The sequence below is a fragment of the Bartonella sp. AC158YNML genome (genome assembly GCF_042196725.1).
GTDB lineage: Bacteria > Pseudomonadota > Alphaproteobacteria > Rhizobiales > Rhizobiaceae > Bartonella.
Window position 1 is genome coordinate 199,216 of sequence record NZ_JBHIQU010000003.1, and the last position, 12,526, is coordinate 211,741.

Below are 12,526 nucleotides of genomic sequence, written 5' to 3' on the forward strand. Positions count from 1 at the left end.
CTGTTTCACCGGTTTTGTCCCTTTAGCTTAGTTCCTTATACGTGCGGACAAGGCGTAAAGGGGAGGTAGAACTTCCTCCCCATCGGTTGAGGTTTTTTTGTTTTCCTCGGGTATTGAGCCATGCAAATAATACGCGAAATTGGTTGTGGTCATACTTTGTCACTTCTCGCAAAATAAAATGCATCCCAATCCCAAAACCAAACATGGTAAAATCACTGGTCAAAATGAAAAGAATAGATGTCGCCATAACATTGAGCGCCATCGCTTCCATCGTAACACCGGCAAACATGGCCGGGCGCGTACAGGCAAGGAAGAGAGTATCTTCGTTCATTTATGCTGTGCCTGCTAATTTAGTGACGAGAGTAGGGGCGCCAAAAACAATAGCAATCCCTAGAACACAATAAGCTGCTTTGCGTAAATCAATAAAGCCGTACATCCAGCCAATCCCCACAGCAGCAACACATATAATAGCAATGAGCCTTGCCGTCCCACCCGTCATCATTGTGACAATGTTACCTAAAACACCATCAAGATTTCCCAGACCACCTCCACTAGGACTAGAAGAAGCATAAGAAGGATCTGATACAAGCACTGCTGTAAAAAGCAGCATGGTCACGATAAAAATGATGTTTTGGAATCTATTATCTGTCATTTTACCTCTCTTTAACAAACAATATTTGTTCATCTATCGACATTCCATTACCTCTAACAACTGGAGAATTCTGTTATTTTATGACAGTCTAAACTCCTCATTTTCTTGTTTTAAAAGTTTTGATAGCGGATCTCTTCACTCTCAAACTTTTCTTCTTAAAGAGACAGAAGTCTTCTCAAATTGAAATTGTGTTATATGAAAATGGCAATTTTAAGTTTTCTATTGGTAAAAATAACAATATTAAAATAAAGAATATTATTCTTTACAAAATGTAGTTAATCTGCAACACTTATATTTGGATTTTTTTTATTTAAAAACAAGGGGATTGCTGATAAATAATCTGAAAGGATAGAAAAAAACGAATTTTTTGAGTGAGCGTGTTGAGAGATGCTATTTAAATTAATTGTTATTATTTACATTATGGGGTCTATAGTGTGGGGATTAAGCCAATATAAAGATAAAATAGATTTCAGCATTCTTAAAACATTTGAGACGCAAGATATCCAAGATATTGTCGATCTCTATCGAGAAGAAAAAAAGTTGGGTAGATCTATCGCTAAACAGCAATTAGAAAAAAATGAACCAGCTCTCAATTTGCAGAAGAGTGTTTCATTAAATGATGTTGCAAATAATGCTGTTGTTTTTCATGGTAAGGCTTCTGTTACAAGTGGGGTTACATTTAAATTACTGACGCCTGCTGCACAATCTTGGCGCTCACATATCTCCCGTGATATTCATCTTTATGGTGTGGACACATGTGCACCCCGTCAAAAAGCAAGATTAAATGATCAAGAATGGCCCTGTGGTGTGGTTACAATGGCTTGGCTTGTCACCAAAACACTTGGGCAGGATTTATCCTGTAAACAGGCTTTGATGCACAATGGTGTTTATTATGCGCAATGTTTTGTTCAAGGGGTTGATTTAGCTGAGGCAGGTCTTACAGAAGGTATGTTGGTACTCTCAAAAGAGGGGAAAAATCCTATTCCAGTCCAGTATCATCATGCGGAAGAAAAAGCACGTGGCAACAAGATTGGTCTTTGGTCGAGTGATTTCACTGAACCTTTAAAATGGCGGCGAGATAATGGATCCTATAATCCCTTTGCTAGTCCATGATTGGTTTTAACGAACATATTTACTTAAATTTTTATAGAGAAAACTTTATCAATAAAATTGTACCAAATCGTAGAGCAAGTTTGAATAAACGGTGAGATTATTTTCGTTTTTGAAGTAAATGGATGATACATTCATGTTGAAGAGAGATTTGCTCTTAAAATAGCTTCTCTTATTGATGCGTTTTATAAAAGCAGGAAAATGTCATTGTTGGTGGCAAAGGGTTTTTGAGGGTTTGTGCTTGAAGGAGAATGTGAAAAGACAAAAAACACTCAAGAAATAGATTTCTAGAGCGAAATTGATAAAAATAAAAAATGAACAAATTTAAAAGTGGTGTAAGGTTTGATAGAAGGGATAGAGTATTTTACAATTGCTTAAAAGAATTCATAGCAAAAGTTTTTTTAATCAGAATTTTGTCTGTAGTATTAGATCAAGTCTGTTTATTTCTTACAAAAGTAATCAGTGTGGCATTTGTTGCAAAGCTTTCATATAAAATTATCTTCTTCTCAATACAGCCTTTCAAATGATGAATTAATTTCAAATATATTCTTACGAAGAAATCTTCGTAAAAATGATTTGCATCGTTGATATATTATGGGATGATTGTATTGAAGCATTAAATAAGGGGGGGTACAATGACCAAAATATAAATAGGTAAAAGAAGGGGCTCGTACTTTTTTATTATGGCCTCATAGTTCATTGATCGCAATACTAACCATTATAATGTTCATAGATTATCCTACTGGATAGGGATAATTTTTATCACAGTCTCTATATTTGAAATTAGTTGGACAAAAGCTTTAGTCCGCTTTCTGATTTTATCATTTGTGGTCAGTTTTGGCTTTTTCCTTCTCATAGTATTTATGAAAAATTCATACAATGGTTGTCGTGAGCTCTTCTTGCGTTATTTTACTCAGAGTATTTGCTGTGAAAGCAAGCAAGTAATAGTAAGGCTGTATTCTCATATAGTGTGAAAATTAAAAATCCATTTAGGGGATGATGTTAACAAATAAGCTCTTTAAAGAGGGGTAAAATGAAAAAAATTATTTTATTATGCATGGCTCTGTTATTCGTTGTGGGATGTGAAAAAACTTATAGTGTGGAAGATTTTAAGAAAGATGCAAAATTAAGAGAAGAATGGGGAAAGAAATGTTTTCTTTCAGGACTAGCTGTTCAGGAATCTAAAAATTGTCAAAATGTTCTCCAAGCAGATAATGAACTATTTTTCTCGCCAAAGCTTGATTCTACAGGTCGTGAACACGGCTTTTAATAGAAATATACACTCTACAATAAATTTTGATATATTAATGTCTCAATAAAGAAGTTACTATTCAAAGAATAATTGCTTCTTTAATTTTTATAGGTAGTAATCGTTATCATTTTTTAGATAATTGCCTCAAATTGTATTGGTCATTATGTTGTTTGTTTCAACTTTGTAAAATTGAGGATTATTCTCACGAGAGTATAGGATCGCGTTGTCTTATGATGGCATTGGTATCGCATTGAGACTTTAGAGGAAAGAACATGCTTTTAGGAATGTATAATGATACCAAGTCTTTATACAATAAATTCATTTATAATGATAATTTACTGTTTGTATGTTGAGTGAGAGTCCCGAATATCGTAAGATTCTCTCATTTCAAACCTGTTTATGTTGAAGCAATCAAAATCACTTTCTTGCATATCACAAGCGGGGTGAGTATGTGGATAGAATTTGTATAAGAAAGGACTAAAAATAGTTCTTATGAATCGTCTTAAGTGCCAAGAGCTGTTGCAACATTGGGAGCTGGCAAAGTTTGTGATGGTGCCGGGTTGCTTCCCCACAAGCGTAAAGATGGGGGTGCTCAATGAATTTACCGTTATACCATTCATGGGCATTGTCGCGAAGTGGGCTTGGGTACTTTAAGAGATGTTTTTTTAAACAAGTCTATGCATTGGAAATTGGGTGGCGTTCTATTTTACGTGAGGGTTGTTACCCCATTAAAGAACGCGATAAACAAAAGCGTGAGGCAATAAGCAATCTGCATTATTTAAAAGATATTGCTTTGGGTATTTTTGAAAGCCGTAAAGCTGAATTAAAAGGAGATGGGAAAGATGGTAAATGGTTTTCACCTTTATGCCTTTATAAGCAGGCATCTTACGAAAGTATATTAAATGCACATCGTTTAAAATTAATGGAGTGTCCACAGCGAAGAGGGCGCTACCCTTTATACGTATGAATGCTTGTCCTATTGTGCTGTAAAACACTATTGTTTGCGGTATGGTGATGTAAGACACAAAAATTTATGCATAGGCTGTTTTGATAAGAGAGTGTGATGAATATTCAAGGGAGGGCTTGTTTATATAATTTTGTGAAAGGAATCCTATGAAATTGGAAGCTGAGAAGGAGTTATTTTTGAGAAGGCGGATCATTTATCAACCGGTTTGAGGAGGGAGCGTCCCTTGAGGTGTGGGGAGAAAGCCAAGAATAGGGCGTGTAGTACCCTATAGCTATGCTTTTAAAGCGTTTTAATTTTGATCACAAATTAAGTTTAAAATCGCTTTCTGCTTGACAGATGTGAGGACTCTAAAACTTTTTAAAAGCAAATATTCTTCTTTGCTCGAGGCGATTTCATCATAATGGTATGGGGTATTGTCTTTTTTGATGATATCAGTGTAAAAAAAGGCAAGTGGAACATTAAAAATATCGGAAATTTCCTTTAAACGTCCTGCGTTCACGCGATTTAAACCTTTTTCATATTTCTGGATTTGTTGGAAAGTGATACCTAAATGATGCCCTAATGTTTTTTGATACATTTTTAGCATTTTTCGCCTAAAGCGAATCTTTTTGCCCACAAAAAGATCAATATTAAGATTTGGAGCTTGCATTTTTCCCCCACCGATTGCGAGCGCCCTCGCATGAGTATTCCGGGAGTTAAAAGTACTGAACTTAAATCAGCATTTTGCTTTTAGTGCGTCGACACACTTGGACATAGCAAAATCTCCCAGAATTCCGGGATACCCGAAAAGCGGGGTCAATTCATGTTTGAGTTTTCAGGCTTTTAATCCCTATTAGTCGTTGCGTATGCGACCAAGACACTTTCTGACTCATAAAGTAATTTTAGGAGATTGGCAATAAAAATAGTTTTTCTTGAGACGGATAAATTTTTTTAAATAGGAGGTTTTTTGCCTTTCAAACTTTTAAAGTTTTCTTACTAAACGCATGACATCAGATATGCATTTTACGAAGGTAAACCTTGGTTTTTAAGCTCAAGGCACCGCTTACGGTGTTGCTCTTAACCAATAACCAAAATGGCTTGTTTTGATACGTCTGAGATATCATGATGATAGGGGAAAGCTTTTATGAGTAAAGAGCCCTCATGCAAAATAAACTCAAAACATTATAGATCTGATTGTTGTATATTCACATGTTTGTTTTAGAAGATATTTCTCAATGTTAGCGCCTATTTTACAATGGTGCTTCGTAAAATATATAGTGTAAAAGCTTCTATGAATGGGATAAAAGCTATATTCCTATCTTTACTGAAAAAAAGATGCTCGGACGGCACATACTCTCTGCCAGTTCAAAATATTACGACAGTTTTTGCCTTTGAAAGGGAGCATAAGAGTTTTTCTCTCTTCACATGTTTTTATCTGTACGCTCTCTGCTTATAATGTGTAAGCGAATAGGTTTTGATTGATTCAATATAAACAAATTTGAAATGAGAAAATATATTGGGCTTTCTCATGATGCATGTTTTTAAGAGGGGGATACGTTTATTTTCTCAGTGAAGAATTTGAGTATTTTAGATAAAAAACTCTATCAACGTCGTTGTTGTTAGAATTAAAATTTTTATGAGAAAAATGAGCATTGGGGAATGATAAGCTTTTGCTATCAAGCATTTTAGAATTTTGCACAACTTAATGATAACTTAGTTATTTTATCATTTCTTATGATCTCTATAGACGATAAAAAGTTGGGATATGGTTTGAGAAAGCAGATGACACAAGTATTATCTTTCGGTAAGTAGTTTTGAAGTAAAAGACAGCTTTAAATGACAAATAGAGATAGGTGCACCATGAATGAACTTACCCATATTGAGACTATTATAGCGCATTATGATGCTGTTTTTTGTGATGTGTGGGGTGTTGTGCATAATGGTGTACATGCATTTGAACCAGCGTTGAAGGCGTTGTATAAAATCCGACAAATGGGAAAAACTGTCATTTTATTAACCAACTCCCCTCGGCTACGGGAAGATGTTGCTGCTCAATTACAAAGTATGAATGTTCATAGCGACTATTATGATGCCATTATCACCTCAGGGGATGTAACGCGCGATCTCATTCAGAATGCTCCACGTAAAGTTTTTTTCATTGGTTCACAACGTGATTTGGTGCTGTTTGAAGGGTTAGAGTGTGAATTTGTTGAAGAATGGGAGGCTTCTGTTGTCGTCTGTAGCGGTTTTCTTGAAGATTTTGACGAAGAACCCTCTGCTTATGAGGAGATGTTTCTTCGTATGCGGGCGCGGAATTTACCTTTTATTTGTGCGAACCCAGATGTGATTGTCCATTATGGAAATAAAGAATTTTGGTGCGCTGGTGCATTGGCTCGTCTTTACCAACAATTAGGAGGGGAAGTGCACATTGCTGGAAAACCTCACGAGCCTATTTATGAATGTGCCTTTGAAAAACTTCAAAAAATACGGGGAACAGTAGAAAAAAGTCAAGTTTTAGCTATTGGTGATGGTCTTTTAACGGATATTAAGGGAGCGGCTCACTTTGGTCTTGATGCCCTTTATATTATGGGGGGGATTCATCATTATGATTATACGCAAAATGGTGTGGTTGATAAGCAAGCTTTGCATTCTTTTCTTGAACATCATGGTTATAAACCACAAGCAATCATGTGGGCACTTCAGTAATGACTAATTTTTTGCGTCTTCAGGGAATTCATATGTTTCCCTCGGCTTGGCGGGGAGCAGTGTTGGCACTTGGAAATTTTGATGGTGTTCATTGTGGGCATCAGGTGGTGTTGCAAAAAGCACTTGACTTTGCGCGGATAAAAAAGAAACCAGCCGTTGTTTTAACCTTTGAACCACATCCAAGAAGTTTTTTTCAACATTCAACTCCTGTCTATCGTTTGACAGAGGCAGCTGAAAAAGCTGAAATTTTTAAAACCCTTGGCTTTAATGGTGTGATTGAACAGCCCTTTGATGCACAGTTTGCCGCTCTTTCAGCGGACGAATTTATTAAGTCTTTTTTAAAGGAAGTTTTTGATGTTTCAGTTGTGGTGACAGGCGAAAATTTTCAATTTGGTCATCAGAAAAGTGGAAATGTACATCTTCTTTGCAAAAGGGGAGAGAAATATGGATTTGAGGTTGTGCAAGTTCCTTGCGTTGCTCGTCCTCAAGAATCACAATCTTTGATTATTTCCTCAAGTTTTATTCGGCAACTTCTCTCACAAGGGGAAGTGGACAAAGCAGCCCATTTGTTAGGGTATCACTATCGGATACGCTCCAATATTATTCAAGGTGAAAAACTTGGACGTCTTTTGGGATTTCCTACCGCTAATCAAATGTTGCCTCCCCAAGTTCGTTTGGCACATGGTGTTTATGCGGTACGTTTGCGTCGTGCGAACGGTGTTTTGTATGATGGTGTTGCAAGCTTTGGTTGTCGTCCAACGGTTGTTAAGGATGGGGCGCCCCTTTTGGAAACCTATTTGTTTGACTTTAACGACGACCTTTATGGGGAAAACTGTACCGTTTCTTTTTTCCAGTTTTTGCGAGGACAAGAAAAGTTTGATGGACTTGAACCTTTGATTGCCCAAATGCATCGTGATGAAAAGAAAGCAAAAGAAATTTTAAAAACAGTACAACCATTATCAAAGTTGGACAGACTGCTTACTTTTAAAAATATGTTCTAAATTTATCTGAAAAAGAGAGAAGAGCTGTAAAAATAGCACTTAAAGTGATTATAATTACAAAGATATATTCCAAAACATCATGAAATATATGTTTTTTCCGTTGTTGAGAGGGAGAATCGAATATCTGAAGATCTGATTTTGGCATCATTTTTTTCAAAGTTCATTTGAGGGCTTTTATTATCATCCAAAAGTTTACGGCATGTTTCTTTCTGATCCGTTAAAATCCATGATGCAAGATGTAGTAAATGAATAAGTACCAAGAGTATTGGGCAATGATAATAAATTGTGAAAAGAGAGAAATGCTGTTTTTAAAATTGATGTTTTTTTATTTTAAAGTTTATTGCTTCTTTTTTCTGATTTGTCTTATTATGCCGTTTATACTATATCACCTTTTATAATGATATTTGGCTCAAGTAAAACTTTACGCATGTAGTATTTTTTATTCGTCGTATGATGAAAATTTTTAAGCAGGTTTTAGTTTGTCGAGTCTCGTAAAGTAGATCAATGGTCAGCAGCGGCTTTCGTGTTAACCAATCGCGTAAACGAGAATGAAGCCGATGAGAAAGGCTTTAAGTCTCGTTTCTCTCATATGTTGTGATAGGGAATTAACATTAAGGAGGCCGCGATTGATTACAGACAAAAGAAATCATTATGAGAAAGCAGGCGACCTTGTTTCATAATTTCTAATGCTTTTGATGATAAAGGCACAACTTTGTTGTCGTATCACGGTAGCTCTTGCATATTCTCAAGCTAAGAACTGTCTATATATCTTCATTTATCTTTCACAAATAAACGCATATATATAAAGCAAAGGGAAGCCAGTCCTGTAAGGATAAGCAAACGCAAAGACAATGGTATCATTGTTTTTTTTGATAGAAGGATTGGATAAAAGTTGAGGCATTTCTCCATTCCATTTTCGGTCTATTCGTGACTTTATGGCGTTATTCTTCTCATGTGTTGTTATTTGTAAATCAACATCCAATTCTAACGCAGGAGCATGTTTGAGACTAAGATTGAGACGGATAAGAGCTCTATTAGCTGTTTCTACCTTTGTTATCAAATGAGAGCGAGTGTATTGCGTATCTCTTGTTTGGGTAATTTCTAAAACCGATCTACATACTCATTATGGGAAAATATGAGGTTATAAAGGAGGAAATCCGTCTAGCGTACTCATATCTTTTAAATTCGACTTTGCTACTTTCAAAAGTGTCCAAAGTAATATCTCTTAAATAATGAAAATGAAGATGATGCACTGCCTCGGGTTTTTGTTTTTCTTGTTTTTTGAATAGGATAACATCCTTTATGTAAAAAATAGAAGCTCCAAACGGAATATACTTGTTTTGCTAATTTATGTGCTTGTTAAAAAAACATTTATGAATTCTCCCCATATCTATTTCACGATGGTATTCGTGAATGGTATAACGTAAAGTCCATGAAATATAATTACCTTTATATTTAATAAACTTCATTCACTTGAGTTGATTCAAAATGTTATTATGACCTTTGTATTTAAAGGGTTCATAAGAAGCATTTTTATTCCTTTTTTCCATTTCTTTTATTCAGATGCTTGTGTTGGGCAAGCAAATGGTTTTGATTGCTCCACAGTATGAACAAGCTGGAATGTGAGAGAATCTGATGATATTTTGGGCTTTTATTACAAGGTGTAAAGCGATATAAATATCTTTTAAATCGGTGTATTACTATATTGTAAAACGCTTTTTTTCAGAATTCGTCAATACTTGAGATATCATAGGGATAGAGGCTTGATAACAGTGGGCTTGTAGAGGGAAATTGCTTGGAAATTTTTTATTTTTTACGCGTTATTTCTTCATTATTTTGCAAAGGGCGTGCTTCTGAAGCAAGCATAATGGGAACGCCATCACGAATAGGATAGGCAAGTTTGGCTTTGTAAGAAACGAGCTCTTGTGTTTTTGGGTTGAAAGAGAGCGTGCCTTTTGTCATTGGGCAGACGAGCAATTCAAGCATTTTGGAATCTGTGGTCATTTTTTTCATGTTTGGACGTCCATTAGTTTAAACGGTAATCTGTTCCTGTTTGCTTCATGAGTGAGCGTTCTGTTAATGCAAGAAGAGTTTGGGCGCGACTTCTGATATCTGGAGCTTCAAGGAGAGCTTGTTTTTCTGCGGGTGTAAAGGGAATAAGAGCTGAAAAAGCATTAACCAATATAGGTGTAGGGGCTTCTATGATACTGCTCCAATTATATTCCATTTCATGGATGGTTAGATATTTTTCAACAACATCGAGTAAGCTTTCTCGATTGATGCTTTCTTCAATATCAAATTCTTGCAAGTCTTTTATGTTTGATTGGATGAGAGCTGTTCGATAGGATTTTGTGTTTTTCAATTCTTGTTCTAAAGTGAAGCGGCAAACACCTTGTAAGATAATGAACAGTTGTCCATTTCCTGTTTCACTGTAGTTTGTAATGCGCCCTATACAGCCTGTTTTATAAAGTTGTGTAGAGAAGCGATCTGTATCCGATGAAAGTGGTTGAATAATGCCCAATAGACGATCAGTTACCATAACATTTTCAATCATTTCAAGTGATTCTGGTTCAAAAATGTTAAGTGATAAAAAACCACCGGGTAGTAAGAGTGCACCTTCTAAAGGAAAAAGAGCAATTTGCTTTGGAAGATCATTTTCGCAATTGTAAGAGATATTACCAGCTTTCATGAGTATTTTGTCACCTTTGTTCGGTAGTTTTAGTCTGTAAATAGTCGCTATTTATGACACTATTGAGAAAGCAGAAAACCTACTTCTTGTGCATTAAAATCATACTTATAAAATATTTGAAGTCCTTATTCTCAAAAAGAATATGAAACCCTATCTTTAAGGTTGAACTGTGCGCGAAAGAATATTGCTTGCGATCTTTTTAGTGTGTGACGTTTTGCATGATTTTCAAGAGGTATTTTTGTTTATAGCTTTTGATTTTTGTCTTAAATTTCCTAAAATGTGTTCCTTGCAATTTTTGTAAGGTTCAAAAGGATAATATTATAAATCTTTTGAAGCAGCTTATGCAAGTTTTAAAATGAGAGTATTTTCATCACTTTACTAATGACAGTGTGATAAAGATAGGCTATAGGTTTAAATATGCTGGAAAGAGCGTTATCGTTTCTTTCATTCTTTTGCGGGAGAGTGCAGATTGCAAATTTTCGCATTGCCGCCGAAGGGGAAATAGCCCATAATCTCTCAGGCTTTAAGGACCGTAAAAGGAAGAAGGCAGATCTGGAAAGTCGGGAGAACCCGCGCCGAAGGTGTAAGCGGAAAATTTTTTCGCGAGTCTCTCAGGTTGATGACAGAGGGGGCAGAGACGACCATATTCTGTGGGCGTTAGCGCAGCTTTGGAGTTATTATGGGCACAGCACAAGAAACATCTTTTTTAAAAACACTTCCTTTATATGATTTGCATGAAAAAGCAGGAGCAAAATTTGGTGCTTTTGCGGGCTGGAACATGCCTTTAACTTATCCTCTTGGCGTTTTAAAAGAGCATCTTCATACGCGTGCACATGCAGGACTTTTTGATATTTCTCATATGAAATTGATTGCAGTTGAAGGGGCACAAGCCGTGGAATTTTTGTCCTATGCTTTTCCCATTGATGCAGCAGCTTTAAAGATTGGACACTCACGGTATAATTATTTGCTTAATGAGCAGGCTGGTATTCTTGATGATCTTATCATTACCCGTTTGGAAGCGGGCCGTTTTATGTTGGTTGCCAATGCTGGGAATGCACAGGCTGATTTTGTAGAATTGGAAAAGCGTGCGGTTGATTTTGAATGTCAAGTGATTGCCCTTGAAAGGGTATTGCTTGCGCTTCAAGGTCCTGAAGCGGCAGCTGTTCTTGCTGATGCGGATTTGCCAGGGAATGAATTGTTCTTTATGCAAGGATTCGAACCACAACAGGATTGGTTTATAACGCGTTCTGGTTATACGGGAGAGGATGGTTTTGAAATTGCTTTGCCTATAGGGCATGCGCATATGTTGGCTGAAAAATTGCTGAGTGATTCTCGTGTTGAGTGGATTGGACTTGCAGCACGCGATAGCTTGCGGTTGGAAGCGGGGCTGTGTTTGCATGGAAATGATATTACCCCTGATACGACACCTATTGATGCGGCTCTAACATGGGCTGTTCCTAAAAGTGTTCGAGAAAAAGCACAATTTTATGGTGCAAAGGCTTTTCTTGAAGCACTGCAAAAAGGACCTGCTCGTTGTCGTGTTGGATTAAAACCGCAAACGCGCCAACCTATTCGTGCCGGTGCGCTGCTTCTTGATGATCAAGGTAATGAGATTGGCGTTGTAACATCAGGTGGTTTTGGTCCTTCTTTTGAGGGGCCTGTCGCGATGGGTTACGTTCCTGTTGATTTTAAAGTTGAAGGAACACAAGTCTTTACAGAACTGCGAGGCAAAAAGATTGCACTATCAGTTCATTCTCTTCCCTTTGTTGAACAACGTTATTTTAAAGGATGATTTTTTATGTCTAAAACTTATTTTACACAAGACCATGAATGGCTTAGAGTTGAAGGACAAGTAGTGACTGTTGGGGTTACGCATTATGCGCAAGAGCAATTAGGGGATTTGGTTTTTGTTGATTTACCACAAAGTGGAACAAAACTTTCCAAAGGAGAGGCGGCGGCTGTTGTGGAATCAGTGAAGGCGGCTTCAGATGTTTATGCTCCTCTTGATGGTGAAGTGGTCGAAAGAAATGAAACATTGGCGGATAATCCTGAATTGGTAAATCAGAAAGCCGAAACAGAAGGCTGGTTATGGAAGATGACATTGCAAGATGAAACTCAACTGGACGAGTTGTTAGATGAAGATGCTTATAAGGCTTTGATTGGATGAGTA

The 12,526-nt window shown here is 36.7% G+C and carries 11 protein-coding genes, 1 pseudogene and 1 riboswitch; of the genes and pseudogenes, 7 read left to right on the forward strand and 5 right to left on the reverse strand.

Features of this window, described 5'->3' with window-relative positions; genetic code table 11:
- Window positions 1-22 precede the first annotated feature (22 nt).
- Together ACFIM1_RS03120 and ACFIM1_RS03125 are read right to left on the reverse strand one after the other, a co-directional pair.
- Window positions 23-331, reverse strand: a complete 309-nt coding sequence (locus ACFIM1_RS03120) for a type IV secretion system protein VirB3 (protein WP_375608094.1) — start codon at window positions 329-331, stop codon at window positions 23-25.
- Window positions 332-652: a TrbC/VirB2 family protein gene (locus ACFIM1_RS03125; protein WP_375609223.1), complete on the reverse strand. Its 321-nt coding sequence runs from the start codon at window positions 650-652 to the stop codon at window positions 332-334. It abuts the gene before it with no gap.
- A gap of 387 nt (window positions 653-1,039) precedes the next feature.
- On the opposite strand from ACFIM1_RS03125, the gene ACFIM1_RS03130 reads away from it, so the two are divergent.
- The 3 genes and pseudogenes from ACFIM1_RS03130 to ACFIM1_RS03140 all read left to right on the forward strand — a co-directional run.
- Window positions 1,040-1,765 (forward strand): hypothetical protein, encoded by a 726-nt coding sequence (locus tag ACFIM1_RS03130; RefSeq protein ID WP_375609224.1) that lies wholly within the window; start codon window positions 1,040-1,042, stop codon window positions 1,763-1,765.
- Window positions 1,766-2,795: 1,030 nt separating this feature from the next.
- On the forward strand, window positions 2,796-3,032 hold the full coding sequence (locus ACFIM1_RS03135; protein ID WP_375607261.1) for an EexN family lipoprotein: 237 nt from the start codon (window positions 2,796-2,798) through the stop codon (window positions 3,030-3,032).
- A 465-nt stretch (window positions 3,033-3,497) separates the two neighbouring features.
- Window positions 3,498-3,888, forward strand: a pseudogene (locus ACFIM1_RS03140) (integrase); the annotation flags it as partial.
- Window positions 3,889-4,270: 382 nt separating this feature from the next.
- Here the strand turns inward: ACFIM1_RS03140 and ACFIM1_RS03145 are convergent.
- Complete coding sequence (locus tag ACFIM1_RS03145; RefSeq protein ID WP_375609225.1) at window positions 4,271-4,630, reverse strand: helix-turn-helix domain-containing protein; 360 nt, start codon at window positions 4,628-4,630, stop codon at window positions 4,271-4,273.
- 1,190 nt (window positions 4,631-5,820) lie between these two features.
- On the opposite strand from ACFIM1_RS03145, the gene ACFIM1_RS03150 reads away from it, so the two are divergent.
- A complete protein-coding gene (locus ACFIM1_RS03150; protein WP_375609226.1) occupies window positions 5,821-6,666 on the forward strand; it encodes a TIGR01459 family HAD-type hydrolase in 846 nt (281 codons plus the stop codon).
- Complete coding sequence (locus tag ACFIM1_RS03155; RefSeq protein ID WP_375609227.1) at window positions 6,666-7,667, forward strand: bifunctional riboflavin kinase/FAD synthetase; 1,002 nt, start codon at window positions 6,666-6,668, stop codon at window positions 7,665-7,667. Before ACFIM1_RS03150 ends, ACFIM1_RS03155 begins: the two co-directional genes overlap by 1 nt.
- 1,806 nt (window positions 7,668-9,473) lie before the next feature.
- Here ACFIM1_RS03155 and ACFIM1_RS03160 read toward each other — a convergent pair.
- Both ACFIM1_RS03160 and ACFIM1_RS03165 read right to left on the reverse strand, forming a co-directional pair.
- A complete protein-coding gene (locus tag ACFIM1_RS03160) occupies window positions 9,474-9,680 on the reverse strand; it encodes a Trm112 family protein (protein WP_375608099.1) in 207 nt (68 codons plus the stop codon).
- 13 nt (window positions 9,681-9,693) lie between these two features.
- Complete coding sequence (locus tag ACFIM1_RS03165) at window positions 9,694-10,356, reverse strand: LON peptidase substrate-binding domain-containing protein (RefSeq protein WP_375608100.1); 663 nt, start codon at window positions 10,354-10,356, stop codon at window positions 9,694-9,696.
- Window positions 10,357-10,801: 445 nt separating this feature from the next.
- A riboswitch (glycine riboswitch) is annotated at window positions 10,802-10,899 on the forward strand.
- Between the two features lie 136 nt (window positions 10,900-11,035).
- Between ACFIM1_RS03165 and gcvT the strand changes: the two genes are divergently transcribed.
- Window positions 11,036-12,148, forward strand: coding sequence for a glycine cleavage system aminomethyltransferase GcvT (gcvT, locus tag ACFIM1_RS03170; protein ID WP_375609228.1), 1,113 nt, complete (start codon window positions 11,036-11,038; stop codon window positions 12,146-12,148).
- A 6-nt stretch (window positions 12,149-12,154) separates the two neighbouring features.
- The gene (gene gcvH / locus ACFIM1_RS03175; protein WP_375607353.1) at window positions 12,155-12,523 is read left to right on the forward strand and encodes a glycine cleavage system protein GcvH; all 369 of its coding nucleotides are present in this window, start codon (window positions 12,155-12,157) and stop codon (window positions 12,521-12,523) included.
- Window positions 12,524-12,526: the final 3 nt, after the last annotated feature.